Source organism: Caballeronia sp. GAFFF2 (genome assembly GCF_023631485.1).
GTDB lineage: Bacteria > Pseudomonadota > Gammaproteobacteria > Burkholderiales > Burkholderiaceae > Caballeronia.
In genome coordinates, this window is the sequence record NZ_JALQDA010000027.1 from 42,223 (window position 1) to 68,177 (window position 25,955).

25 protein-coding genes and 1 tRNA gene are annotated in these 25,955 nt (G+C 61.6%); 14 read left to right on the forward strand and 12 right to left on the reverse strand.

What is annotated here, in order from left to right:
* Window positions 1–19: 19 nt before the first annotated feature.
* From NCT04_RS16635 to NCT04_RS16645, 3 genes are all read left to right on the forward strand, one after another.
* Window positions 20–2,023, forward strand: a complete 2,004-nt coding sequence (locus tag NCT04_RS16635) for a bifunctional DedA family/phosphatase PAP2 family protein (protein ID WP_250466603.1) — start codon at window positions 20–22, stop codon at window positions 2,021–2,023.
* Between the two features lie 48 nt (window positions 2,024–2,071).
* Window positions 2,072–2,692 (forward strand): DedA family protein, encoded by a 621-nt coding sequence (locus NCT04_RS16640; protein WP_250466605.1) that lies wholly within the window; start codon window positions 2,072–2,074, stop codon window positions 2,690–2,692.
* A gap of 95 nt (window positions 2,693–2,787) precedes the next feature.
* A tRNA-Sec gene (locus tag NCT04_RS16645) sits at window positions 2,788–2,883 on the forward strand.
* A gap of 30 nt (window positions 2,884–2,913) precedes the next feature.
* Here the strand turns inward: NCT04_RS16645 and NCT04_RS16650 are convergent.
* Window positions 2,914–4,146 (reverse strand): NHL repeat-containing protein, encoded by a 1,233-nt coding sequence (locus NCT04_RS16650; protein WP_250466607.1) that lies wholly within the window; start codon window positions 4,144–4,146, stop codon window positions 2,914–2,916.
* Window positions 4,147–4,688: 542 nt separating this feature from the next.
* Here NCT04_RS16650 and NCT04_RS16655 point away from each other — a divergent pair.
* Together NCT04_RS16655 and NCT04_RS16660 are read left to right on the forward strand one after the other, a co-directional pair.
* Window positions 4,689–5,579, forward strand: coding sequence for an NmrA family NAD(P)-binding protein (locus NCT04_RS16655; protein ID WP_250466608.1), 891 nt, complete (start codon window positions 4,689–4,691; stop codon window positions 5,577–5,579).
* A 455-nt stretch (window positions 5,580–6,034) separates the two neighbouring features.
* Complete coding sequence (locus NCT04_RS16660) at window positions 6,035–6,217, forward strand: hypothetical protein (RefSeq protein ID WP_250466609.1); 183 nt, start codon at window positions 6,035–6,037, stop codon at window positions 6,215–6,217.
* A 71-nt stretch (window positions 6,218–6,288) separates the two neighbouring features.
* Here the strand turns inward: NCT04_RS16660 and NCT04_RS16665 are convergent, their stop codons facing one another.
* A complete protein-coding gene (locus NCT04_RS16665) occupies window positions 6,289–7,200 on the reverse strand; it encodes a sterol desaturase family protein (RefSeq protein ID WP_250466610.1) in 912 nt (303 codons plus the stop codon).
* Window positions 7,201–7,543: 343 nt separating this feature from the next.
* On the opposite strand from NCT04_RS16665, the gene NCT04_RS16670 reads away from it, so the two are divergent.
* Window positions 7,544–9,751: a TonB-dependent receptor gene (locus NCT04_RS16670; RefSeq protein ID WP_250466612.1), complete on the forward strand. Its 2,208-nt coding sequence runs from the start codon at window positions 7,544–7,546 to the stop codon at window positions 9,749–9,751.
* Window positions 9,752–9,832: 81 nt separating this feature from the next.
* Here NCT04_RS16670 and NCT04_RS16675 read toward each other — a convergent pair whose 3' ends face one another.
* The 3 genes from NCT04_RS16675 to NCT04_RS16685 form a co-directional block, all read right to left on the reverse strand.
* Entirely contained in the window at window positions 9,833–11,131 is a 1,299-nt protein-coding gene (locus NCT04_RS16675; RefSeq protein ID WP_244828681.1) for an SUMF1/EgtB/PvdO family nonheme iron enzyme, read from the reverse strand.
* Between the two features lie 136 nt (window positions 11,132–11,267).
* Window positions 11,268–11,978, reverse strand: a complete 711-nt coding sequence (locus NCT04_RS16680; RefSeq protein WP_244828680.1) for a helix-turn-helix domain-containing protein — start codon at window positions 11,976–11,978, stop codon at window positions 11,268–11,270.
* 101 nt (window positions 11,979–12,079) lie between these two features.
* Window positions 12,080–12,550, reverse strand: coding sequence for a universal stress protein (locus tag NCT04_RS16685; protein WP_250466613.1), 471 nt, complete (start codon window positions 12,548–12,550; stop codon window positions 12,080–12,082).
* A 264-nt stretch (window positions 12,551–12,814) separates the two neighbouring features.
* Here NCT04_RS16685 and NCT04_RS16690 point away from each other — a divergent pair, with 264 nt between their 5' ends.
* From NCT04_RS16690 to NCT04_RS16700, 3 genes are all read left to right on the forward strand, one after another.
* The gene (locus NCT04_RS16690; RefSeq protein ID WP_250467442.1) at window positions 12,815–14,347 is read left to right on the forward strand and encodes an MFS transporter; all 1,533 of its coding nucleotides are present in this window, start codon (window positions 12,815–12,817) and stop codon (window positions 14,345–14,347) included.
* Window positions 14,348–14,644: 297 nt separating this feature from the next.
* Window positions 14,645–16,231, forward strand: a complete 1,587-nt coding sequence (locus NCT04_RS16695; protein ID WP_250466615.1) for an aldehyde dehydrogenase (NADP(+)) — start codon at window positions 14,645–14,647, stop codon at window positions 16,229–16,231.
* Between the two features lie 32 nt (window positions 16,232–16,263).
* Window positions 16,264–17,202 (forward strand): SMP-30/gluconolactonase/LRE family protein, encoded by a 939-nt coding sequence (locus tag NCT04_RS16700; RefSeq protein ID WP_250466616.1) that lies wholly within the window; start codon window positions 16,264–16,266, stop codon window positions 17,200–17,202.
* A 98-nt stretch (window positions 17,203–17,300) separates the two neighbouring features.
* Here NCT04_RS16700 and NCT04_RS16705 read toward each other — a convergent pair whose 3' ends face one another.
* A complete protein-coding gene (locus tag NCT04_RS16705) occupies window positions 17,301–17,759 on the reverse strand; it encodes a hypothetical protein (RefSeq protein ID WP_250466618.1) in 459 nt (152 codons plus the stop codon).
* Window positions 17,760–17,944: 185 nt separating this feature from the next.
* On the opposite strand from NCT04_RS16705, the gene NCT04_RS16710 reads away from it, so the two are divergent.
* Window positions 17,945–18,097 (forward strand): hypothetical protein, encoded by a 153-nt coding sequence (locus tag NCT04_RS16710; RefSeq protein WP_244828674.1) that lies wholly within the window; start codon window positions 17,945–17,947, stop codon window positions 18,095–18,097.
* A gap of 61 nt (window positions 18,098–18,158) precedes the next feature.
* On the opposite strand, the gene NCT04_RS16715 is transcribed toward NCT04_RS16710, so the two are convergent.
* Window positions 18,159–18,776, reverse strand: a complete 618-nt coding sequence (locus NCT04_RS16715; protein ID WP_250466619.1) for a DUF3005 domain-containing protein — start codon at window positions 18,774–18,776, stop codon at window positions 18,159–18,161.
* Window positions 18,777–19,056: 280 nt separating this feature from the next.
* Between NCT04_RS16715 and NCT04_RS16720 the strand changes: the two genes are divergently transcribed.
* Window positions 19,057–19,290, forward strand: a complete 234-nt coding sequence (locus NCT04_RS16720; protein WP_244828671.1) for a DUF6566 family protein — start codon at window positions 19,057–19,059, stop codon at window positions 19,288–19,290.
* A gap of 97 nt (window positions 19,291–19,387) precedes the next feature.
* Window positions 19,388–20,368 carry a serine O-acetyltransferase EpsC gene (gene epsC, locus NCT04_RS16725; protein ID WP_250466620.1) on the forward strand — a complete coding sequence of 327 codons (981 nt, stop codon included), beginning with the start codon at window positions 19,388–19,390 and terminating at the stop codon, window positions 20,366–20,368.
* Window positions 20,369–20,373: 5 nt separating this feature from the next.
* Here epsC and folE read toward each other — a convergent pair whose 3' ends face one another.
* From folE to NCT04_RS16745, 4 genes are all read right to left on the reverse strand, one after another.
* Window positions 20,374–21,024: a GTP cyclohydrolase I FolE gene (gene folE, locus NCT04_RS16730; RefSeq protein WP_250466621.1), complete on the reverse strand. Its 651-nt coding sequence runs from the start codon at window positions 21,022–21,024 to the stop codon at window positions 20,374–20,376.
* 73 nt (window positions 21,025–21,097) lie between these two features.
* Window positions 21,098–21,316 (reverse strand): hypothetical protein, encoded by a 219-nt coding sequence (locus NCT04_RS16735; protein ID WP_244828666.1) that lies wholly within the window; start codon window positions 21,314–21,316, stop codon window positions 21,098–21,100.
* Window positions 21,317–21,365: 49 nt separating this feature from the next.
* Window positions 21,366–21,821, reverse strand: a complete 456-nt coding sequence (locus NCT04_RS16740) for a VOC family protein (protein WP_250466622.1) — start codon at window positions 21,819–21,821, stop codon at window positions 21,366–21,368.
* A 37-nt stretch (window positions 21,822–21,858) separates the two neighbouring features.
* Window positions 21,859–22,281, reverse strand: coding sequence for a YybH family protein (locus NCT04_RS16745; protein ID WP_250466624.1), 423 nt, complete (start codon window positions 22,279–22,281; stop codon window positions 21,859–21,861).
* A gap of 150 nt (window positions 22,282–22,431) precedes the next feature.
* Here NCT04_RS16745 and NCT04_RS16750 point away from each other — a divergent pair, with 150 nt between their 5' ends.
* The gene (locus NCT04_RS16750; RefSeq protein ID WP_250466625.1) at window positions 22,432–23,067 is read left to right on the forward strand and encodes a TetR/AcrR family transcriptional regulator; all 636 of its coding nucleotides are present in this window, start codon (window positions 22,432–22,434) and stop codon (window positions 23,065–23,067) included.
* Window positions 23,068–23,123: 56 nt separating this feature from the next.
* On the opposite strand, the gene NCT04_RS16755 is transcribed toward NCT04_RS16750, so the two are convergent.
* Window positions 23,124–24,503, reverse strand: a complete 1,380-nt coding sequence (locus NCT04_RS16755) for an MFS transporter (RefSeq protein ID WP_250466626.1) — start codon at window positions 24,501–24,503, stop codon at window positions 23,124–23,126.
* 419 nt (window positions 24,504–24,922) lie between these two features.
* Here NCT04_RS16755 and NCT04_RS16760 point away from each other — a divergent pair, with 419 nt between their 5' ends.
* A complete protein-coding gene (locus NCT04_RS16760) occupies window positions 24,923–25,885 on the forward strand; it encodes a 2-hydroxyacid dehydrogenase (RefSeq protein ID WP_250466628.1) in 963 nt (320 codons plus the stop codon).
* Window positions 25,886–25,955 lie beyond the last annotated feature (70 nt).

The window sequence follows — 25,955 nt, forward strand, 5'->3', positions numbered from 1 at the left end:
CGCTGTCGCGTGAAATCCGATGGAGCATTCCTACTACAAGCTCTTGCATCTTCTGTCGAGCCATCCCGAATGGACGCTCGTGGTAGTGCTGCTTGCGTCCTTTCTGGAGTCGCTCGCATTCATCGGCACCTTCATTCCGGGCAGCACGGCCATGTTCATCGCGGGCGCGCTCGTCGGAACCGGCGCGCTCAATCTTGGCTGGGTGATGGTCTGCGCGGTCGTCGGCGCCATTGCGGGCGACGCAGTCAGCTTCTGGTTCGGCAAGCGCTATGCAACGAGCATTGCGCAGATGTGGCCGTTTCGGGCACATCCCGGCGCACTCGTCGCCGGCCGAAGATATTTCGACAAACACGGCGCGAAGAGCGTGGTGCTCGCGCGTTTCGTCGGACCGATGCGCGCGGTGGTGCCGGTCGTCGCTGGCGTCGCGGGCATGACGCCCGCGCGCTTTCTGGCGGTCAACATCATTTCCGCGCTGATCTGGGCGCCGCTGCACATCCTGCCGGGCGTGGTCTTCGGAGCTTCGATCGAACTGGCGGGCGCGGTATCGATCCGGCTCGTGGTGATCCTCGTCATCCTCGCGGCGCTTGCGTGGCTCGTGTTCAATCTCGCGCGCGTGGTGATTTCGCATGCGAAGGAATGGACGTTCGCCTCGCGCGACATGTTGCTTGCGACCTGCCAGCAACGCCGTGGTCTGGCCGCGCGGATGCTCGCACGCGCGCTCGATCCGGGCAATCCGGCGACCGGGCTCATCGTGATGATCTCCGCGCTGCTGCTCGTCTCGGCGGTCGCGTTCTTCTACGTGCTGTCGGGCGTGGCGCGCGGCAGTTCGCTCGTGCAGGTGGATACCTCCATCTTCCGGCTGTTGCAGTCGTTCCGTTCGACCTGGGCCGATTCCATCCTCGATGCCGCCGCCACGCTCGGCAGCACGCCGACGCTCGCCGCGCTCGCCGTAACGGTCGTCGTGTGGATGGTGTTCGAGCGGCGCTGGCGCACGGTCACGTACTGGCTCGTCGCCGTCGTGTTTTCGCAATTGCTGGTGCTCGCGATCCGCTTCACCGCGCGCGATCCGATGCTCGTCACGCTCGCGCCCGCCGACCATTCTTTTCTGAGCAGTCACGTCTCGGCCACGGTCGTGATCTACGGCTTTCTCGCGTTCTTGCTGCTGCGGCGCGTCGGCACCATTTCGGGCGTGTTGATCGCGACGGCGACATCGGCGATCGTCACGGCCGTCGCGCTCGCCGGGTTGTACTTCGGCCGCTTCACCATTTCCGCCGTGCTCGGCAGCGTCGCGCTCGCGGCCATCTGGGTGTTTCTGATCGCGCTCACGGCGGTGTGGCGCAATCCCGGCAAACCGAAGCCGCGTCCGTGGATGCCGTTCGCGGTGCTAGCCGTCATCTGCGCAAGCGTGGCGTTGCAGTTGAGCGATTCATCCGAGGCGCACAGCGCGCCGCCCGTCACGGTCGTCATCACGCCGATTCAATGGACCGATACCTTCTGGCGCACGTTCTCGTGCTACCGGTCGGCCATGGATGGCGACCGTCGTGAGCCGATCACCGTGCAATGGGCGGCCACGCCCGCGCAGATCCGCGCGCAACTGACGAGCCGCGGCTGGACCGAGGTGTCGGGTGTGTCGGTGAAAAGCGTGATGTCGGTGGTGTCGCCCAACGCACCGGCGGTCGCCTTGCCCGCGCTGCCGCGTCTGAACAACGGCGAGCCGTCGAAGCTCGTGTTCACGCGATCCCATCTCGGCCCGCAGGAGCGCGACGTCCTGCGTTTCTGGCCCACGAACTACGCGCTGGGCATGGGCGCCCGCGCGCGGCCCATGCCGATCTGGCTCGGGTCCGTGGTCCATGAGCGCATCAGGCGACCGACCTGGCCGTTCAACGTGCTGCGCCCGGACTTGCGTGGCGACCCGATGGCGTTCGACCGTGGCGCGAGTTCGCCGTGGGGCGGCATTGAAATTGCGAATAGCGCGGGGTGCGGCGGCATTCCCGTGATGCTCGTCGAATCGCGGGCCGATTGAGCGCGTCCGGCCGCGAGACCATAGACCACAACGAACCGAGGAAGACGCGTGATTCAGATACCGCCATCGGCGATTGCGCAGTGGGGCGGGGCGGCGGTGTTCGCCAATGTGCTGCTGACGCGGCTCGGTGTGCCGCTGCCTTCCGCGCCGTTGCTGCTGTTTGCGGGAACGGCTGTCGCGAACGGGCGGCTCTCGTTCGTCTCCGTGCTGATGGCGGCGGTGGCGGGCGCGCTCATCGGCGACGGTGTGTGGTTTGCGGCGGGACGCATCCACGGGCGCAAGCTCATTGCCGCGCTTTCGCGTCGCTCCTATGCGATCGACAACGGCATGCGTACGACCGGCGCTCTTTTCGAGCGGCATGGCGCGCCTATCGTCGCGGTATCGAAGTTCATACCGGGACTCGGACTCGTCACGCCGCCCTTGATGGGTACGACGCAAATCGCCGTGCCCGCGTTCTTTCTCTGGGATACGGGTGGGATCGTCGCGTGGGCTGCGTTCTGGCTGCTGGGCGGCGCGCTCTTTCAGCGGCAACTGCAATGGACGCTGATGGAGTTGCATCTGCATGGCGCGACGGTGATCGACCTGCTGGTGGTGCTCGCGCTTATCTTCTTCGCGTACCGTCTGTTACGCCGCAAGCCGCCGCATCAGCCTAGCGACAAGAGCGGTTAATGGCCGGTGCGCCGGCACGTATGCGAATTACGCATCACCGCTATAATCGCGGCGCGCCTGGTCGAAGTGTTGTCAGCGTGCTGAGTTTCTCCGCAGGAAGGCATTCGTATCCGGTGGTACGGCCGGGCTTCAAACCCGGTTGGGGATGTCAGACATTCCCAGGTCGGTTCGACTCCGGCTGCCTTCCGCCAATGCCTTTCCTCGCGCCTCTTTGGGTGCCGTTAGCGACGCTCGTACGACAACGTCGCCGGATCGCTGTTTCTGAAAACCGCGAACCACGGATCGACGAGGCCTCCGCCAACCGGAACGACGACGTCGCATTTCTTCGTGCGCGTGTCGCATCGGCGCAATTCGCCTGTCGTCTCCGCTGCGCTCCCAGAGATCGGAATGTACAGCTTTCCTTCGGGACCGAAGATCAGTGCCTGCGCGGATGCTCGCGGTTTATCGAAGTCGGATAGCGGCAAGGAGTCGACGACTTTCCCGCTCCTCACGTCGAACTTCAGAATGCGGTCGACGTTGTTCTTATCCAGCGGATCGGCGCTGCTGGTGGTATCGCGAAAACTCGTGACCCAAAGGTAGCCCTTGTCGTCGAACACCAAGCCTTCTGGCCGATGGAATCCGAACTTCAAGCCCTGACTTTGCACCGATGCATTGGTCGCAATCACCTTGTCCAGTTTATGGGTGTAGGGATTGAAGCGAAGGATGTACGCGAGCAGCGATAAGGGGTCCGTCGGCGCTACCGCAGGACAGCCGCGCGCCGCGACATACAGCATGCCGTCCGGCCCGAATACGACGCCACGCGGATAAAAGCCCGCCGCGAATCCGACACGGTCCAGCGTGCGAACGAACGCGCCCGATTCGCTGTATTCCCGCACATCGCCTTCGTCCACCTTCGTGCAAGTTTGCCCGCTCTTGATGACGTTCGCGACGTAGTAATGGTCCGGCTGATAACCGTAATGCCAGTCGCGCGTGCCGCCGCCGAAAACGATGCCCTGCGGCGCATAAGGTACGTTTCGCGATTTTGGATTCACGAGGTACTGCTCGAACATGCCCGTGCGCCCATTCAGCTTGATGACGTCGCCACTCGCCGTAGGATCGATGCTGAAGTTTTGAATGCTGGCGATCAAGGAGGCGTCGTTGAAGATGATGCCCATGACGCCGTTCAACTCGCCACCGAAGGTAGAAGATGCGAAAACGCGCACGGCTCCGGTACGGAGGTCGACCTGCTTGATGGTGTCATCGTTCGTGTCATTCGGGTCGCCGATATCGCCGACGAAGATGCTCTCGCTTCTGTTGCCACCTCCTCGCGAGAACGAGTCATCGGCTTGCGCCCAATGCGTCGTGAATATGCCGCCCGCGACGGCCGCACCCAAAAATAATGAACGAAGAATCTTCGACGCGAATACCGCTCTTGCGTGCCGTGTCTCGCTTGAGACCGGGAAAGCTGGTTTCATTGCCGCCTCCATGGATGAGCTTGATGTGTTCCTCGTATGCGCCACGGTCCGATCGCGCATCCGTGTCGCGACATGTGTGTACGGCCGTGGCTTTCATCGACGTCGCGTGCGGCGTCTGGTCTTGCTGAATTGCGCGGACAAAAGGAGAGGCGTGCTCGTGTCCGTCGAGCAGCATGAATTCGTTTGGAGTCGGAAATATACCGAACGGTCGGATGCGCGATTGCTTTCTGGCGCGCGCTGGGACGCTGGCGATGACCTGACTTAGCATAGTCGGAACGAAGCGGAATGCAAGGCAATGACAATACGCTCGTCGGATGCGTCCGGTGGGTTTCGGGTACAGCCAATTCAGCGCGAATCTTCGAGCCATGCGGAATTCACAATTCAGACTTGCTTTGACCTCTGTATAGATTTTGGCTAACATCCAATCACTTGGTGTGTTCGTTTCGGGTTTTTGCAGCTCTTGCCCGCGCTTAAAAGTGCATATGCACTTTAGCCGGCCAACCTGGAACGGACGTGCTTAACCACGAAACAGGAGAGGCATCATGGGACAGCAACGAATTTTGGTTACGGCAGCGGCGGGCAAGACGGGCGTGCATACCGTTCAGAACCTCCTCGACAGCGGACATGCAGTCCGCGCGCTCGTGCGAACAGTGGATGCGCGCAGCGAGGCGCTTCGGCAGGCCGGGGCGGAAGTCGTCGTCGGAGACTTGCTCTCGCACGACGACGCCATTCGTGCGACGGATGGCGTCTCTGCCGCGTATCTCTGTTTTCCCGTGCGTCCGGGCTTCATCCAGGCGACCGCGTATTTCGCCGATGCAGCGCGTCGCAACGGACTCGATGTCGTCGTCAACATGTCGCAAATTTCCGCGCGAGAAGATTCGAAAAGCCACGCCGCGCGCGACCATTGGATTGCCGAGAGAGTGCTCGACTGGTCGGGCGTGCCGACGGTGCATATCCGTCCGACGTTTTTCTCCGAGTGGATGGTTTTTCCGTGGGTGCGCGATACGATCGTGCAGGACGGCAAGATTGCGCTGCCATTCGGCAACGGACGTCACGCGCCGATTGCCGCCGAAGATCAGGCGCGCTTCATCGCGACAGTGCTCGCGAAACCCGCAGGTTATATCGGCAAGACGTACGAGCTTTGCGGTCCCATCGAGCTGAGTCAGAAGGAAATTGCCGAGAAGATCGGCGCGGTGCTCGATCGCAAAGTCGTCTACGACCCGATGACGCTCGACGCTTATCGCGAGCATCTGAGCCAATACAAGCTGCCCGAGTTCATGATCCAGCATTTCATCGAAGTGGCGGTGGACTATCAGAACGGCGTATTCGAAGGGCGCGACGAGATCATCGGCCGGGTCACCGGGAAGGCGCCGCAGACCGTCGAGGAGTTTGTGGAAGCCAATCGGGCTGCGTTCGAAAAGCGCGGCATTTAAGGCGCGTGCTCTGTAGCGTTGCCGTGGCGCGTTTAGTGTAAGAGCGCGTCACCGGCCCGCTTCAGCATCACGGACGTGTGCCGTTTGCAGATGTTCTCTGCATTAACGCGTCGCATGCGTTCCGACCCGTAGCGGTCTTTGGGTACGCTGGCTTATTCGCTGCAGAGCGCGTACCGCGTCGTCCGCGCCATGTACGGCCGAATAGCTTGAGTTTTGCAACCGGTCTAAATCGTTACCGGCCGACTGGCAGCGCAACGTATATGCGTCTTGCCAAACGACAGACATATTTAGGACGTTTAATAAAGTATCTTTCGTGCAGCTTGGTTACGATTGGGGTTCCGCTTGCTTTCGAACGACCGAGCCTGGTGGCTCCGGTTGTCGACAGCTTAAGTATCTGGCGACAGCATGTTTGCTGAAAGCGGACTGTCGCCCCACATAACCAGAAAAGGTTTGAAATGATCAAGATCGATCGCATTGCACTGGCACAATCGAATATCGCTGGCGGCGCTGTGAAGCAGGGCACGGGCACCGGCCCGTACTCGCCGAGCACGCCTGCCGCACCGACGCAAACGGGCACTGCCAGTTCCGTCATCATCGTCAACGGTCAGACGGTCATCAGTCAAAGCGTCACGTTCTAACGAACGCTGCGGCTGACAGTCGGCAAAGGCGGATCGCACGATCCGCCTTCGTTCGAGTGTGTAACTGCCGTTTAACCTGCCTGCGCGGGTTGTACGCTGTCTTTCTGCCTGCGCTGCAGTTCCTGCGTCGTCTCGCCTTGACCGTTCGGCAACCAACCCGGCGGGCGAAGCACGAAGGACACGGCATCCGAAACGCGCTTTGCACCGGCCATGTCTTTTGCAAGGCTCACCCAGTGCTCCGTCTCCACGACGACCGGGTTATGCGAAGTGGTCGGCGTTGTCAGGCCGTAGCGGAAGGGTTCATCGGCGCGTTCCTCCACGTAAGTGCCGAACAGCCGGTCGAAGATAATCAGCACACCGCCGAAGTTGGCATCCAGGTAAGTGGCATTCGAAGCATGATGAACTCGGTGTGAAGAGGGCGTGTTGAACACGTATTCGAGCCAGCCGAGCTTGGGTATCCACGTAGCGTGCAACCAGAACTGATAGAGCAGATTGATGGACACGACGGCTATCACCACTTCCGGTTTCACGCCGAGCCACGAGAGCGGCGTGAAGAAGATGGCCGAACCCGTGAGCTTGGTGGTCCAGCCGAGCCGATAAGCGGATGACAACGTCAACTGGTTCGGCGAGTGATGAACCGCGTGGCTCGCCCAGAAGAAGCGCACCGTATGCGCGATGCGGTGATACCAGTAGTAGCAGAACTCCTGGCCAATGAAGAGCAGGAAGATCGTCAGCATGTCGTTGGTCGCGACGGTATGGATACGGTGTTCCCACGCGAAATGAAACACAGGCGTTGCTAGCGAAAGCGGCAAGAACGCGAGCAGCTTTCGGCCGATCAGATCGGCGAGCGAGATCCAGAACTCGTGCCAGTCAAACGCGCGGTCGGTGCCTTTGTACTTGCCATGCAGTACGAACGCTTCGGTCATCGATGCAACAAGCACGATGGCCATCATGTACGTCGTGATTTTGCCGATCAATTCCATGATTTCACTCGGTTCCAGTGGGTTGCGAATGAAGTCACTTTAGCGATCGACTTCGTTGAAAACCATGCAGAAGTTATTTCGCGGGATGTCACGTCAACGACCTGCACCGGGCCTGCCGAAAAATCGAATTTAGATGCGCTTGCCTTTGGACAGCCGTCTGAATGTTGCGTCGCTACAAATTTTCCATGCGGTTAATGATAACGAATCGCATTTACACTATAATGCCGGCGACAATAGAACAGACCGAACGTGCGTGAGCCTTTCGGCGTTCGCCAAAATAATCCCGCCCGGATTCCCCTTGCCCTGGGACGGTAATCGACCATCACCGACGTTCTTCCGATTCATGCCCGTGTTCCGTTCGAATTCCGCGCAGGCCTTGCCTGCCAAGGCGCTTGTTCATCGCGCCGCTATCGTTGCCGCTATCGCCGTCGTGTTTTCCGTGTCGGCCCAAGCTCAAACTGCCGACGCTCCATCCAGCACCGATAACAGTGCTTCTACCGCCAATACTTTGCCTGCGGTCAAGATTCAGGCATCGAAAGAAGCGTTGCCCGGTTCGCTCGAACCGACTTATGCAGGCGGCCAAGTCGCGCGCGGCGCAAGTTTTGGCGTGCTCGGCCAGCAGAAGATGCTCGACGTGCCGTTCAGCATGACGACTTACACGTCCAAGCTGATCGAAGATCAACAAGCGCGCACTATCGGCGACGTGCTGATGAACGACCCGTCAGTGCGCACGTCTTACGGCTTCGGCAACTTCGCCGAGACCTACGTCATTCGCGGCTTCCAGTTGCAGGGCGACGATGTGTCGCTCAACGGTCTCTATGGCATCACGCCGCGCCAGCTCGTCGCGACCGACGCGCTCGAACGCGTCGATGTCTTCAAGGGCGCAAATGCGTTTCTGAATGGCGCATCGCCGGGCGGTTCGGCGGTGGGCGGTGGTTTGAATCTGCAGTTGAAGCGCGCGGACGATAAGCCGCTTACGCGCGTGACGGTGGAGGAAACCGCTTCGGGCGATTTCGGCGCGCATGTCGACGTGGGTCGCCGTTTCGGCAGCGAAGGGCAGTTCGGTATTCGCGTGAACCAGGCGAATCACGACGGCGAGACGAGTATCGACGGCGAACATCGGCGCGACAATACGACGGCCGTGTCGCTCGACTGGCGCGGCGAAAAGCTGCGTCTCTACGGCGATTTTCTGTATCAGCGCCAGCGCGTGAACGGCGGCCGGCCGACGGTCAACGACTCGGCGAACTACATCCCCGAGCCGCCCTCGGCCACGTATAACTATGCGCAGACGTGGAGCTATTCATCGCTCGAAGATACCGTCGGCATCCTGCGCGCGGAATACGATTTTCTGCCTGGCTGGACGGCTTACGTGACGGGCGGCACGCGTCACACCAACGAGCACGGGGAGTATTCGTCGCCCACGGTGAGCGCGACTGGCGTGACGGCCACGCGTCTCGGCGTGCCGCACCAGGAGGACAACACGTCGGCGGAAGCGGGTGTGCACGGTCATTTCAACACGGGACCGGTGTCGCATTTCGTGGCGGCGGGCGCGTCGATCGTACGGACGGATTCGCAGTCGGCCTACACGCTTTCCGGTTCGTTCCCGACGAGTCTGTATGACACGCCGCAAGTCGGCTATCCGGCTAACGCGTTCACGGGCGGCAATCTGCAAGATCCGCAGACCACCGCGCTGAATCTGCTGCGCAGCATTTCCGTGTCGGATACGCTCGGCTTCCTGAACGATCGCGTGCTCTTCACCATTGGCGCCCGGCACCAGGAATTGCTGTCGAATTCTTACTCGTACACCGGAGCGCAGACGGCGAACTATAACCAGTCGATCACGACGCCGGTCTTCGGCCTGGTCGTGAAGCCGTGGGAAAACGTGGCGCTGTTCGCGAATTGCAGCGAAGCACTGACCATCGGCGACACGGCGCCCAACACCGCGCTCAACTTTGGCCAGCAACTCGCGCCCGAGAAGTCGAAGCAATACGAAGTCGGCGCGAAGTACGACAACGGCAAGTACGGCGCATCGCTCGCGCTATTCCAGATCGAAAAGCCGATGACCTACACCAACACCGCGGGCTTCTTCGTCGCGGACGGTGACGAGCGCCATCGCGGCGTGGAGGCATCGGTGTACGGCGAGCCGGTAAAGGGCGTGCGCCTGATCGCGGGCGCGACTTACATCAACGCGACGCAGCAGGACACGGGCACGGCCGTGACCAACGGCAACAAGCCGATCGGCGTGCCGACCATGATGTTCAACCTGAACGCGGAATACGATGTGCCGATGCTGAACGGCCTCACGCTGACGGCGCGCTGGATCCACACGGGCTCGCAGTATCTGAACGTGAACAACACGTTGTCGATCCCGGCGTGGGATACCTTCGACCTCGGCGCGCGCTACTCGACGGCGGTTTTCGGCCGTCCGACGACCTTCCGCGCAAGCGTGCTCAACGTGGCGAACAAGTCTTATTGGTCGTCGACGAGCGGCGGGTATTTGCTGCAAGGCGCGCCGCGCACGGTGCTGTTGTCGGTAACGACGGATTTCTGATGCTCACATAAAAACGCCGCTGGTTCGCAATGGAACCGGCGGCGTTTTCGTTTGCGCGATACACGTCAGGCAATCAGGCGTTCAGGCACTTATGCAGCGAAACCCGGCGTAGACGTACTGGTAATGCCCTTGAAACCAGTTGCGAAAACTTGGTCTCAACATGCATGCCGCGGTACGCGGTGAGCCGCCCTTCATGATGAAGTGCTTGCCGTCGAAGAAATTGGCCGAATAGCCGAGATAGAACGGGAAGGGCTCGAAGCCTTCGAGCGGCCCGAAGACCGTCGAGGTCCATTCCCAGCCATTGCCGAACTGGCCTTCGACGCCAAAGCCGCTGCGATTCTCCGGATAGGCCTGCACGGGTGAGGGATCCCAGCGCCGGAAGTCGAAGTTGCCTTCTACTTCATGCGGCGCGCCTTCCGCCGCGCGCTGCCATTGCGCCTCGCTCGGCAGCGCCTTGCCGGCCCAGCGCGCATAGGCGTTCGCCTCGGCATAACTCACGTACACCGGCCAGTCGAGCGGCAACTCGATTTCCTCGAACATCGTGCGCAGTCGCCAGCCATCGGAGCTGTCGCTTTCGGCGGGAATCCAGAACGCCGGATGCGCCACGCGTTGCTCCTCCTTCCACGCCCAGTCGGCATCGGTCCAATAGGCACGATTCCAGTAGCCGCCGGCATCGATGAAGCGCAAATAGTCGCCGTTCGTCACCATGTGACGGTCGATCTCGAACGCAGGCACGTCCACGCGAACCTGGCCGAACTCGTTGTCCCAACCGAACATGCCGCCTTGGCGCGTCAGCCCGAGTGTCGCCGTTCCGGCCGGCACGCTCACCGTCTCGTGGGAAAGTTCACGTTCGGAGTTTCGCTGCGAAATCGCATTGGCCGGCGCGATTTTTCTATCGACTGGCAATTGATGCAGCATGTAGGCAAGCGTTTCGGCGTGCATCAGCCGATGTTCGATTGCGACTTCCAGCAACTGCGCGGGCGATTCGTCGGCGGAAAGCGGCCGTGCGGCGATGGTCACCGGATCGAATTGCGCGTCGATATCCGCGCGCACGCGGTCGCGATACGCCCGCACTTCGGCGAGCGTGGGCCAGTCGGCGGGCTGATCGGTGGGCAAGCCGCCATCGACCGGATCGATGCCGAAAGCAAAGAGTTGGTCGTAGGCAGGATTGAAGTCCGGCAGGTCGAAGAGCCGTTTGTCGAGCAGATTTCGGTCGAAGGCTTCGAGATGCCCGATGTAGAAAACGATGCGATGCCGTTCGGCAATCGGCCGGTCGTAAAGATGCTCCGGCTTGACGATATCGAACAATTCGTCGGTCACGCGACGCGCCTCGGCGAGCCGGTCGAGCAACGGGTGACGCAGGGAAGGTTCGCGATTCATGTCGCCCAATCTCCGTGGCTTAGCCAATCAGAAAGATTAAAGCGTAGCGAACCGCGTGCCAACTGAAAAATCCACGCGGTTTATGCGCGTTTTGTCTAACAATCGCGGCGCAAGGCGCGCCGCGCAAGGCTTGGCGTCAGATGCTGCGCAGGCGTTCGAAATCGTTGATGCGAATGGATTTGCCCTTCGCTTCGATGAGGCCGAGCTTGTCGAAACGCGAGAGCGTGCGGCTCACGGTTTCAAGCGTCATGCCGAGATAGCTGCCGATATCGTCCCGCGTCATGCGCAACGTGAACTCCGCCGTGGCATACCCCCGCTTGGCGAGCCGCATGGACAGATCGAGCAGCAAGCGCGCAACGCGCTCTTCGGCGCGCAGTAGGCCGAGTTGCAGGACATGATCCGCCTCGCGATTGATAGCCTGTCCGAGCATGCGAAGCATCCGCTTTTGCAGGGTGTCGGTTTCGCGGCACATGCGCTCGAAAAGCGCATACGGAATGACACACACGGAACTGTCTTCGAGCGCGATTGCGTCGCAGGCATGCTCGCCTTCGCCGATACCGTCGAGCCCGAGCGCGTCGCCCGCCAGCAAGAGGCCCGTGACCTGTTCGCGTCCGCCTTCGCGGATGACCACGGTCTTGATCGACCCCGAGCGCAACGCGAACAGCGAATCGAACGGAGTGCCCGCACGGTAGAGCGCTTCGCCACGCCGCACCGAACGCGTAACCGAGATCACATGTTCGAGCTTGGCGATGTCACGAGCGTTCAGGCCTTCGGGCATGCAGAGATGGCGCATGGCGCAGGTCGAGCACTGAGCCAGATTGCGCCGTGAGGGAAAAATGTCGGACATGGCGGCCGCTTTTGTTGATGGATGACAAAAACCATTGTCCCATCGCGGGATTGTTAACCCTGGCGACAAAATGCCGCGCATCCGTTTGCGCTAGTCCATGGTTAGGCGCTCTCGTTGCCTTCCGGGCTGGCTGCCGAGGGAATCAGCAGAACGGGCAGCGTGGCTTGCCGCAGGCATCGCTCCGCAACGCTGCCAAGAAGCAGGCGCTGAAAGCCTTTGCGTCCGTGCGTGCCCATGATCAGCACATCGGCGTTGAAGTCGACGGCGGCCTTGGTGATGAGCATCGCAATGTCGTCGCTCGCGGTGGCCTCGACGGTCACAACCTGCCCTTCGATGCCGCGTTGCCTGAGCGCGTCCGCCGCCTGTCGAGCAAGGTCGGAGCCTTCCTCCGCCAGCGTTTTCTGCAACTGGCTCGGATCGTAGCCGGGCACGTCGAAGTACACGGCCCCGCTCTCGACGACGTAATACGGCTGCACGACGGCCTGATGCGTGACAGCGAGATCGAGCGCGATTTCGAAGGCGCGCTGTGAAGTGCGGCTTCCGTCGATGGCGACGACAATGCGTTTGAACATGACGTTTTCCTCATTCCCGGTCGATGTTTCACCGTGGATTGCACGGCGAGAAGGCGCTTCCAGCATAGCGCGCGAGTAGTCCGAAGACGTGCGGTTAATTTTGCGCTGAGTCGATCTGCCGCAAGCTAACCCGTACAATTCGTCTTTCTGACATCAGCGCCCGCTTAAAAATTCCACGGGCGTTCCTCCGACTCGTTTTCTCCAGCCCGCCGCATGACCGAAATCCAGCCGCCAGCACTCGCCTTCAGAACCGCGCTTTACGCGATGCTCGGCATCGGACTCGTCAACATGCTCGTGGCGCTCGATCAGACCGTGGTGAGTACCGCGCTGCCGTCTATCGTCGCGGAACTGCACGGCTTCGAGTATTACGCGTGGATCGCGAGCGCGTATCTGCTGGCGTCGGTGGTGACGGTGCCCGTGTTCGGACGTCTCGGCGATTACTTCGGGCGCAAGCGTTTCGTGATCGCCGCGGTGATCACGTTCACCGTGGCGTCGGTGCTGTGCGGACTCGCGCCGGACATGCTGTTTCTCGCGCTTGCGCGCGGCTTGCAGGGCGTGGGCGGCGGCATGATGGTCGGCACCGCGTTCGCCGCGATCCCCGATCTCTTCCCCGATCCGCGTGCCCGCGTGCGCTGGCAGGTGGTGCTGGCGGCGGCATACGGCATAGGCACGGCGGCGGGGCCGTCGCTCGGCGGCTGGATGAGTCAGCACTGGGGCTGGCGCTCGACCTTCCTCGTGAACTTGCCGGTCGGCGCGCTGGCGCTGTACTTCATCTGGGCGCATTTGCCGAATCTGCATCAGCCGCGTGAAGGTGGCGTGAAGATCGACTGGCCCGGCGCCGTGCTCGTCGCGCTCGTGCTCGGCGGTTTTCAGGCGTTGATCGAGGCACTGCCGAAAGGCGGACTGTCGGCTGGCAATCTCGCGCTCGGCGGCGCGGTGATCGTGGGCGCGGCGGCGCTTCTGATTTGCGAGCGGCGCGCGACGCATCCGATCATCCCGCTCGATATTTTTCGTGAGCCACAACTCGTCACGTTGTTCACGCTGTCGTTCCTCGCCGGCTTCGTCATGTTCTCGCTGATCTTCTTCGCGCCGCTTTTGCTGCAGGGCGGCTTCGGCCTTTCGCCGCAGGAGGCGGGGTTGCTCGCCACGCCGATTGCCGCGTGCATTGCGCTTGGCAGCTTCATCAACACGCGTATCGTCATTCATTTGCGCAAGCCGACGATGATCCTCACCATCGGCTTCACGCTGCTGATGCTGGCGTCGGTGGCGCTTGCCTTCGCGCAGGAAACGACGCCCTATTTGTATATCGAGCTGCCGATGGGCGCGGTCGGCATTGGTTTGGGCTTCGTGCTCAACAACATGAATATCTTCGGGCAGGAGATCGCGGGGCGCGAGCGTTTCGGCATCACAACGGCGCTCTTGCAGTCCACACGCATGGTCGGCGGCATGCTCGGAACGAGTATCGTCGGGACGATCGTCGCGCATCATTACGCGAGCGTGGTTTCGCGCACGATCAGCGTTCTGGGTACGAGCGCGGCGTCGCAGTGGCGGCCGCGTTTTATCGACCCGCGCATTCTCGTCGATGAAGCGTTGCGCGACACACTGCTGTCCGAACTGCGCACGGCCGGGCTCGATGCTCCCGCGCTCTTCGATGCTGCCCGCGACGCGCTCGTGCAGTCCATTCACATCGGCGTGATGTTGACCGCAGTGGCCGCGCTGGTGGCGGCGTTGCTCGTGCGGCGGATTTCGCATATCACTTTTCGGCGGGCTGGGGCTTCGGCGAAAGACGCGGCGTAAGGCGCGGCGGTCAGGCTGAACGGCTGCCGCGCTCGAAGTACGATCGGTTGCGCCTTCCACGTTTGATACCTTTCTGGCGCCAGTGTGCTAGCTTTTCGACGCGATCACCGCAGCTACGACACGCGTCGCTCATGCATTCGCGGAACGCTTCCCTCGCGTCGCCGGTCACTTAAATCAAGACGCGCAGCGCCGCACGCGGCACGCTTACTGCGCCCGTTCGTCGACACGTTCATTGCCGCGCGCCCTCGGATTTAGTGAAAGAAGGCGCATCCGGCCTCATCGATACAAGGAGCTGACATGAAGATCACCGGCGAAATGCTGATCGGCGCATCGGCCGTACGAGGCACCGACGCCACGCTGCGCGCCTTCGATCCCGCACGCGACATCGAACTCGAACCCGTCTTCGGCGGTGGCGGCGACGCCGAAGTCGCGCGTGCCTGCGAACTCGCGGATGCCGCATTCGACGCGTATCGTCTCGCGCCGCTGGAAACCCGCGCGCAGTTTCTCGAAGCGATCGCGGACAACATCATCGCGCTCGGCGATACGCTGATCGACCGTGCGCACGCGGAATCCGCGTTGCCGAAGGCGCGAATCGAAGGCGAACGCGCGCGCACGGTCGGACAACTGCGGCTCTTCGCGTCGCTCGTGCGTGAAGGCCGATGGCTTGCCGCGACGCTCGATTCCGCCCAACCCGACAGAAAGCCGTTGCCGCGCTCCGATCTGCGTTTGCAAAAGATCCCGGTCGGTCCGGTGGCCGTGTTCGGCGCTAGCAATTTTCCGCTGGCGTTCTCGGTCGCGGGCGGCGACACGGCGTCGGCGCTCGCGGCGGGCTGTCCTGTCGTCGTCAAGTCGCATCCGGCTCATCTCGGCACGTCGGAACTCGTGGGACGCGCGATCCAGAAAGCCGTTGCCGACAGTGGCCTGCCCGAAGGCGTGTTCTCGCTGGTGGTCGGCGCGGGCAATGCCATCGGCGAGGCGCTGGTGGCGCATCCCGCGATCAAATCGGTTGGTTTCACGGGCTCGCGCCGCGGCGGCCTCGCGCTCGTGAACATCGCGGCGAAGCGCCCCGAGCCGATTCCCGTTTTCGCCGAAATGAGCAGCGTGAATCCGGTCTTCGCTTTGCCGGGCGCGCTCGCCAAGCGCGGCGATACGCTCGCTTCGGGCTATATCGATTCGGTGACATTGGGCGTCGGCCAGTTTTGTACGAATCCCGGCCTCGTGATCGCGCTGGCGGATTCCGATCTCGACGACTTCATCGATCACGCGGCGGCCGCGCTCGAAAAGAAGGGCACGCAGACAATGCTGACCGCGGGCATCGCCGACGCCTACGCGAACGGCGTGAAGGAACGCGACGCGACGGGCGCGGAACGCATTGCAACGGGCAAGCAGGAAGGTGGCGCAGGTGGCAAGGGCGGCGCGTTGCCGGCGCTGTATCGCGTGACGGCGGAGCAGTTCTTGACCGTGCCGCAGCTCGCCGACGAAATTTTCGGGCCCACGTCGATCATCGTCGTGTGTCAGGGCGAGGACGAGATGATCGACGTCGCGCGTCGTTTGGAAGGCCAGTTGACCGCGACCTTGCTGATGGACAACGACGACATCGATCTCGCGCGCCGGCTCATGCCCGTGCTCGAACGCAAAGTGGGCCGCATTTTGGCGAACGGCTTTCCGACCGGCGTCGAGGTGTCGTACGCGATGGTGCACGGCGGCCCGTACCCGGCGACTTCCGACAGCCGTGCGACTTCGGTCGGCGCGATGGCGATCGAACGATTCCTGCGGCCGGTCTGCTATCAGGATTTGCCGGCAGCGCTCTTGCCCGAATCGCTTGCCGATGACAACCCGCTCAATCTCTGGCGCCTGCGCGACGGCGAGCTGGGACCGAATTGATCCACTTGAGCCAAACCGAGGAGACCCCAAGCATGACAAGCAACGAGCGCCGCTATCCCGACCCTGCCGTCCGTGTGCTGGACCCGCGCTTCAATGCGTTGAGGCTGGCATCGGCGTCGGTGGAATGTCTGTATCAGGGCGCGCGATGGTCGGAAGGCCCGGTCTGGTTCGGCGATGGCCGCTATCTGCTGTGGAGCGACATTCCGAACAACCGCATCCTGCGCTGGGACGAAGAAAGCGGGCAGGTCGGCGAATTCCGCAAGCCGTCGAATAATGCCAACGGCAACACGCGCGATCGCGAAGGGCGGCTCGTCACGTGCGAGCATCTCACCCGGCGCGTGACGCGCACCGAGTACGACGGTTCGATCACCGTGCTCGCGGATCAATACCAGGGCAAGCCGCTCAATTCGCCGAACGATGTGGTCGTGAAGTCGGACGGCTCGATCTGGTTCAGCGATCCGCCTTTCGGCATCGACGGCTATTACGAAGGCGAAAAGCAGACGGCGCAATTGAAGCCCGCGGTGTATCGCGTCGACGGCCAAAGCGGCGAGGTCACGCTTGTGTTCGATGGCTTCATCGGGCCGAACGGGCTGGCTTTTTCGCCCGATGAGTCGGTGCTGTATGTCGTCGAATCGCGTTCGTCGCCACGCACGATTCACGCGTTCGATGTGCTCGACGACGGCCGGAAGCTAGGCGAACCGCGCCTCGTCATCGACGCCGCACGCGGTACGCCGGATGGCTTTCGCGTGGATATCCACGGCAATCTTTGGTGTGGCTGGGGTATGGGCGACGCGGAACTCGACGGCGTGCGCGTTTTCACGCCGCAAGGCGAGGCGATCGGACATATCGATTTGCCGGAGCGTTGCGCGAACGTGTGTTTCGGGGGAAGGCATCGCAACCGGCTGTTCATGGCGGCAAGTCACGGCCTGTACGCGCTTTATGTGAATACGCAGGGCGCAAAAGGCGGTTAAGCCATTCAGAATGCGCCGTGTGTGAGCGCGGCGCGTTCAAACCGATGCTTACTTGAAACCTGAACGGGTTCCGGCATCGAGCGCAGCGCCTACGCAATTCAGGCTGTAGCGCGCAGCGGCATCCGCGAGACGAGATAGAGCGATGCCGCGAGCTTGCACACCAGTGCCGCACCGCAAATGACCGCGCCGGTCGGCAACGCATGCCATTGCAGGGCGATGGTCGGCGCCACGAATATGACGGACACGAAGCCGAGCGCGACGGTCATCCAGCGCGCCCACTGCAGTCGCGCGGCGACGCACAGATAGAGCAAGCCGACAAGCAAGCGCGAGACAATCGATGCAGCGAGCGGATGACTCGACGCATCGCCGGGAAATCCAATCGCGATAGCTAGCGCGAGTTCGGCCCATGACAGCGCGTACGCCGCGCCAAGGCACACGAGCGCGGATCTGAAGCGCTGTTCGGCCGCCGTGCGCGGCTCAGGAGGAAGCGTGTTATCTGTTGGGACGGATGCGGCGGTGTCGCTCGCGTAGCTTTCATAGGCTTCGATCGTGGCCATTTGTTCTTCCCCTTGGTCGCGCTTCAGTCGATTAACGCGTTATCCGCGCTGTCGTTCTCATGCCTGTTCTCAGGCGTTTTTTCGTTGCATGACATGAGCATACGGCGTGCCTGAGCGATTGACGTTCGTCGGAGGAACACGCGTTGCTCGCTGAACATCAGCTTTCACCACGACAGGAGCCGAACATGAGCAACCAGAAAGAGCAAAATCCTCACTCCGAGCGCGACGAGGAAGACGTCGACAAAGCCGTGGAAGATACTTTCCCGGCAAGCGACCCGCCAGCAACCGGCGGCGTCACGCGTATCGAGCCGGATGAAGAGAAAGATCAGAAGAAATGAAAAAAGCCACGCTTCGCGCGTGGCTTTTAGTGGCGTCACGCCAGCGTGGCGTCGCGCTACGTTACGACTTGTCGATTTCGAAAAGCCGCGAAGGCCGCATGTGATTCAGGGCGTAATGCTTACGGCCACGCAAGGTGTTGCCATGTGCATCGCGGCTCACGTAAACCTGATTTTCCTCGACGGCGCGAATGCTTGGCGGCACCATCCCGCGGTCGATCACGCGATAACCGTGATCTAGCGCCAGCAATATTCCGTTGCGACCTGGCCGGCTGTCGAATCCGCCAAAGCCGTCGCCTTGCTCGGCGACATGGTTGGCATGCGTCGCGTTCGAATTGATGACGGCATCCGGATCGGTGGCCTGCATCTGCTCATAGCGCTTTGCCTGAATGTTCTTGCCATCGGCATCGACGGTGTCGTCGAGGGTCTCGTCGTTGGCGACGTCGATGCCGCGAGGCCGCGACTCCGGCGTGCCGAGCGGTCCGATATTGCGGTCGGCCTGGCCCGCGCTTTCCTGCTTCGCGCCCGCGCCCGCGCCCGCATGCGCCTCGCGGCCAGACTCGGCCTTCTTCGCATCGCTCATGTTCACGCGCGCAGTCTCTGCGCTCGGCGTCTTGATCGGGCTGTCGGCGGCGCGATCCGCTTGCTTGTCTTGCGACTCGTTGGATTCGGCGTTATTCATTTCCTGCTCCTTGGGAACTGGCTAAACCGTTTTCCCTCACGCAAGACTCGTTCCGGAAATTTGGCGACGGAACTCTAGCCCTTGCAGGCGGGACACTCAATCGTCATCGAATTTTTAAGGCTTTTTTTTCAATGCCAAGCGGATTTCCTGCAAGTATTATTTGGAACCTGCTGGCAGCAAAGCGCGAATGCGGGACGCGAGCAACAAGGAGGGCGCGTCCAATACGGCTGCTGGTTGAGCAAGTCATACGAACGAGCAGGGCACTTCACACAGGTGACTCATGCAACAAGATGCAGCCTTTTCACATCGAGGCTATCTACTCAACTGTGCGCCAGCCAGGACGGGGGATGGCAATTATCAGCCGTACGTCGTGATCTCGCGATCCAGCGACGGCGAACTCGTTGCGAACCGATTCTTCCCTGCGGACTTGCGATTTCGCAACGAGGGGGAAGCCATCGCGCACGGCCGCGATTGGGCCGTCCGATGGATTGACGCAAGTCACGTGACCGTTTAATCCGCGGGCCGTACACGCAGCACGCTTGCGCAAAACCGTTTACGCTTAGCGTTCATCCGCCGCCACTGCGCGGCCTCCGAACGCCAGCCCAGAAGACATGCAGAACAAGTCCTTACCCGAGCAGGCAGCGCCATCCGATTCTTCCACTCACGCGCCCCACGAATGGGGCTTGTCGCGCATCGTCGCTGACTTACGCCAATCGCGCGAGGAACTGCATCGCACGCGGCATCCGCTTGGCATACGTGAGTTGCCTTCGCGCGAGGCGATCGTGAGGATCGTCAACGGCCTGCGCTCCGCGCTCTTTCCCACGCACTACGGCGCGCCTGATCTGACCGATGAAAGCGTCGACTACTATGTCGGCCAGACGCTGGAAACCACTCTGCGTCTCTTGCATGAGCAGATTCGCCGCGCGCTGCGCTTCTTGCCCGAGCATCGTGAGACGGGCGAAGCGGAGGTCACGGCGCAAGCGTTCGCCATTGCGCGCGAGTTCGGCTCGCAGTTGCCGGAGATTCGCGCGCTGCTCGTCAGCGACATTCAGGCTGCCTTCACGGGCGACCCCGCCGCGCAGCACATCACCGAGATTCTGCTGTGCTATCCCGGCATCTGGGCGATGACGCATCACCGGCTCGCGCATGCGTTGCATCGGTTGGGCGTGCCGCTGCTCGCGCGCTTCATCAATGAGATCGCGCATTCGCTGACGGGTATCGACATTCATCCGGGCGCGACCATCGGGCCGAGCTTCTTCATCGATCACGGCACGGGCGTGGTGATCGGCGAAACGGCCGTGATCGGCCGGCATGTGCGCGTGTATCAGGCCGTGACGCTGGGCGCAAAGAGCTTTCCCTCCAGCAGCGACGGCGTGCTCGTGAAAGGCAACGCGCGGCATCCGGTTGTCGAGGACGATGTCGTGATCTACGCGGGCGCGACCATTCTCGGGCGCGTAGTCATCGGCAAGGGCTCGGTAATCGGCGGCAACGTTTGGCTCACGCACAGCGTGCCGCCGGGCAGCAGCGTTTCGCAGGGCAAGATCCGCGAAGGCAGCGGCGCCGATTCACCGGGCAACGGTTACGGCGCTTGATAGCTCTAAGTGTTCGAGACGTTGAACACGCTTTGAGTGCCGACGATAGACAAGAACTCACGCCGCGTCGATGGGTCGTCGCGGAACGAGCCAAGCATGCGCGACGTAACCATCGACACGCCCGCCTTGTGCACGCCGCGCGTCGACATGCATTGATGCGCGGCTTCCAGAATCACGCCGACACCGAGCGGTTGCAGCACTTCGTTGAGCGTATCGGCAATCTGCGCGGTCATCTTCTCTTGAATCTGAAGGCGCTTGGCGAAGGCGTCGACCAGACGCGCGAGCTTGGAAATGCCAACCACGCGTTCTCGGGGCAGATACGCGACGTGCGCCCGCCCGATGATCGGCACCATGTGATGCTCGCAATAACTCTCGAAGCGAATGTCCTTCAGGACGATCATCTCGTCGTAGCCCTGCACTTCGGAAAAAGTGCGGGCAAGGATTTCATGCGGGTCTTGCTGATAGCCGGCGAAGAACTCTTCATACGACCGCACGACACGCGCCGGGGTGTCGAGCAGGCCTTCGCGACGCGGATCGTCGCCCGCCCAGCGCAAGAGAACGCGCACGGCGGCTTCGGCTTCCTCGCGGGACGGACGATCGGCCGATTTAGCGTGGATGTCCGAATCGGAAAAATGGGTTTTGCGCGGGGCGCTCATTATTAGCTCCTTTCACATCGAAAGTGCGGATAGCACCCCTGTATTGTTCCATGTTTTCGGACCCTATCAGGGGTCAGGTCTTTCCTCCACCGTCGATGCCTGAGCCCGTCCGCCAGACTTGCTTGCCGTCTTCGGTGAGCGTGCCGCTACTGTTGTCTTTGTCAGGCTCGGTGCCCGGTTCGGCCAGATGGCCGCCCGGTTGCTCCTGCGCGGGCTGCTTCTCGCCCTTGCGCTGCTCGATGCGCTCCTCTTGCGAACGTCCCGCGTAATTGTTGCTGCCTGCATTAGTCATGGCGCTTCTCCTCGATTAAGTTACGACCAGAAGCGCGCAAGAGCTATACCTAAGCGGGTTTGTTTTCCGCGCCGCCAACCACCATCCACGACACGCCGAACTTGTCCTGCACCATGCCGAAGCGCTTGGCGAAGAACGTCTGCGTGAGTGGCATCTGCACCTGTCCGCCGTCCGATAGTGCGTGGAAGAACTTTTCGGCTTCCTGCTCGTCTTCCGTAGAAAAGGACAGCGACACGCCCTGGAAATTCGGCTTGCCGCTGCACATGCCGTCGGACGCCATCAGCATGAACTGGCCCACTGTAAAGGCCACATGCATGACCTTGTCTTCCGACCCAGGCGGCATGCCGCAACCGCTCGCGGCCTCGTTGCCGCCACCGGACTTGCCGGCGTCAGGGTTGTCGCGAAAGCGCATCATCATCAGCACTTGTGCGCCGAGACTCTCGCGATAAAACGTGATCGCTTCTTCGCAGCGGCCTTCGAAGAACAAATAGGGTTGCACTTGCATGTCTGCTCCTTGAGTAATGCGTGAGTTGCCAGGTGAATTACTGGGACTCGTCGGGGTCCATGTCCATTGTCAATGGCACCGACGCGTGTTCGTGCACGACGCGCCAGTCGCCGTCGATTCTTCTGAAGCACACGGTTGCACGCACGACGTCGTCGCGCCCGCCCGCGGCCACGCGATTCACCGCATGCGCGAAGGCGAGATCGCCGCTCACCGCCACGTGCAGATCGCGCACCTCGAACACGAGCGGGCCGCTGATGCTGTCGAACCAGCGCTGCCAATGCTCGCGATACAGCTCGACGCCTTTAAAGGATGCGGGCGGCACGACATCGAACACGACGACATCCGCCGCGTAATGAGTCACCAGCGCAGCCGCGTCTTTTGCAAGCACGGCCTGACGCCACGATTCCGTGAGTTCACGGATGCGTGCTTCATCTTGCGCACGTTCGTTCTTGACGACCATGACATTCTCCTCGATGACGTTGAACCTGAGTCGTGACAATGCAACGACACAGCCTTTGTTTCAGGCGATATTTTTGTTTGTGTACACCGTCCACAAAAAATAGCAGAGATAATGGACAGTGTCCACATAGGTAAAGCCTCGCTTATAAAAATGACAAAAGCCAAGCCGCGCAGCACGTATCGACATGGCGATTTGCGCCGCGCAATGATCGATGCCGGCATTGCGCTCGCACGCGACGGCGGGCCGGACGCCATCGTGCTGCGCGAAGTCACGCGGCGCGCGGGCGTGGTGCCGAACGCCGCGTATCGTCACTTCGGAAGCAGGCAGGAGTTGTTGACGGCCGTGCGTTCCGCGGCGTTATCGGCGGTCGCGCAAGCAATGGAGGAAGAACTCGCCGCGCGGCCGAAAAAGCGCAAGCGTGCCGATGCCGCGAAGGCGGGGCTACGCGCGGTCGGCGTCGGTTATCTGCGTTTCGCGCAGACCGAGACGGGTCTCTTTCGCACCGCGTTCACCGCGCCGCCGACCGAGTGGGGCGAGCATGAAGCCTTGTATGGCGTTGGGCCGGGCGGGCTCGATCCCTTTCAGTTGCTGAGCCGCGCACTCGATGAGATGGTGGATGCCGGCGCGCTCGATCCGTCAAGCCGGCCAGAAGCCGAATATCTCGCGTGGAGCGCGGTGCATGGCTTCGCGCTGTTGCTGATCGAAGGGCAGTTGCAGGGATTGCCCGGCAAAGCCATCGAACCGCTTGCCGAGCGCTTGCTCACGATGGTGGAGAACGGTTTGTAATCGCCATGAAAAAAGGCCGCGAGACAATCGCGGCCCTTGGCAGAAGCGAACGCTGGTTACACTCGTTCTATCTTTCCGGACGCAGGCTCGACCACGCTGAACAGCAGCAACAGACAAAGCAGCGACGTCCCGAGCATGTAAAGGAATACACTGGTCCAGCTATAGCTGTCGAGCAGGAAGCCCACCACGAGCGGTGCGCACGCGCCGCCTATCTGCCCGAGCGAATTGACGATACCGAATGCAGTCGGATACGTCGCCTTGCTTGCAAGTCCCATGGGATACGCCGAGTATCCCGCGAAGCCGATGCCGAGCATGAGGCCCGAGAGAATCAACGCTGCGCCGAGATAGACCACGCTGTCCGGCGCGTCGATGAGCGCGAACATCATGAGCATGGTGCCGAGCGCGCCGAGCATCATCATTGGCTTGCGGCGGCCGCCGAGCAGACGGTCGGAGATCAGGCCGCCGAGCATGTTGCCCGCCACCGCGCCGATGAACGGCGCCGAAGCGAGAAAGCCCATCTTCACCGAGGCAAAACCCTTCACGGTGACGAGATACGTGGGGATCCACGAGATGAAGATGTTGCTGATGCCGATCATGCAGCCATACCCCAGCGCAATGCCGAAGATATTCCACGAGCGGAACACTTGCCCGACCGTTTCCAGCGGCGCCACGCGCTTCGTGCGATTGATGCCGTCGAGCCAGGGCATGGGCTCCATTTCGCCACGGCGCACGAGCTTGCCGGTCGAGCCATCGGTGGCGGATTCATCGAGAATATAGCGGCGTTCCGCAGGCGAGCAGAAGCGGTTTTCGCTCGGCGAATTCGTGACGAGAAACATCCATGCGACGGCAAAGAGAATGCCCGGAATGGCGAACACATAAAAGATTTCGCGCCAGCCCCAGAGCTGGATCACGATGATGCACACCGAAGGCACGATCAACGGTCCGAGCTTCGATGCGGCGATCCAGAGTCCTGCCGCCGTGCCTTTTTCGCGCGTCGGAAACCAGCGGTTGATGACGTTCGTGCAGCCAATGCCGAGCGGCCCTTCCGACAGCCCCAGACCCACGCGATACGTCATCAGAAGCAATACCGAGGACGTCGTTCCCATCAAGCCCGTGAAGACCGATGTCAGCAGCATGAAGACGGAAAACAGAATGCCCGTGGTGCGTTCACTGAGCCGTTTGTAGAGCAGGCCAACCGGAATCTGCACGAAACCGTAAGCGAAGGAAAAGAGACTGACGATCATCCCCGCCTCCGAATTGGAGATGTGATATTCCTTCTTGAGATACGGCAAAGCGAAGCCGAAGTTGGCGCGGTCCGCGCACGCGATGGCCCAGATGCAGAAGATCAGGCCCATCACTACCCAGCGATGGCTGGTTCGCTTCTCCGCGATCGGTTCTGCTTTCGCCGCGCCCGCGACGCTGTCGGCATTGTTCATTCGTCTTCCTCCGGTTCATACGGCTTCAGCGCTTCGACGCCTTTTCCGCGCGATGCTGCAACAGATGAATTTCAGCGCGCGTTGCCGCCGAGATAGACCGACTGGGTGGAATGCGATGCAGAAGGGGAAAAGAAGCGGCGTGTTTTCAAGCTGTGTCTCCGATCTGTATGCAAGGCTTTTTTATGGTGTTCCTGCCGGTGAACCCATTGTCGGGGTGGTGATTTTGGGCGTCCAATCTTTTATTGCTATTACCTGATTCCCGGATTGAATCGATCGAGCGATACCTTTGAGAGCACGCCAATAACGGTATCAGTTGATAGCGCTTTGGGATTGGACGCGCCATGCAAAAGGCGACATGATCCGTCGACATCGCGGCCTGGCGCATGGCAGGCGAGACATGACCCAAAGGAGCCACCCAATTGAAGCCGACGAAGCCGAGCATTCTGCAACTGAACCCGATCCTCGTTCCCGCGATCAACGAGACGCTGGAGTCGCTCTACATCATGCATCGTCTCTTTCAGGTGGACGATAAGGACGCGTATATCCGCGAGCATGGCGCTGCGATCGAAGGCGTCATCACGGGCGGCCATACGGGCATCTCCAACGATCTCGTCGACAAACTGCCCGCGCTCAAGGTGATCGCGGTCAATGGCGTGGGCACCGATGCCGTCGATCTCGCGTACGCCCGTTCGCGCGGCATTCCGGTCACAGCCACCTTCGGCGCCTTGACCGAGGACGTCGCGGATCTCGCCATTGGCCTGATTCTCGCGGTGTTGCGTGAAATCTGTCCGGGCAACGACTTCGTGAAGACCGGCAAGTGGCCTGAAAACCCGAGCCCCGCTGCGATTCCGCTGTCACGCCGTTTCAGCGGCAAGCGCGTGGGCATCGTCGGCATGGGCAAGGTCGGACGCGCCATCGCCGTGCGCGCCGCGGCGTTCGGCTGTCCTGTCGCCTATACCGATGTACGCGCCATGGACGACATTGCGCATCGCTTTGTGCCCGACCTGCTGCAACTCGCGCGCGACAGCGACATCCTCGTGCTTGCCGCAGCCGCCGATAAAGCGCAAGGCATCGTCGATGCAGCCGTGTTGGACGCCCTGGGCCGCGACGGCTATCTCATCAACATCGCGCGCGGCAAGCTCGTGGTGGAAAGCGATCTCGTGCAGGCGTTGCAGGGCGGCGTGATCGCGGGCGCGGGTCTCGACGTATTCGTCGATGAACCCAACGTGCCCGCCGAACTCTTCGGCATGGACCGCGTGGTGTTGCAGGCGCATCGCGCGAGCGCGACGGTGGAATCGCGCACGGCCATGGGCGAGATGGTTCTGTCGAGCATCGCGCAGGCGCTTGCCGGGCAGCGTCCCGAAGGCAGCCTGACGACCTGATGCATGCACGGCCGTAAAGCAACGCAGGAGCCACTCGCGAGCCTCGACCTATAATGATCGGCTATTTCGT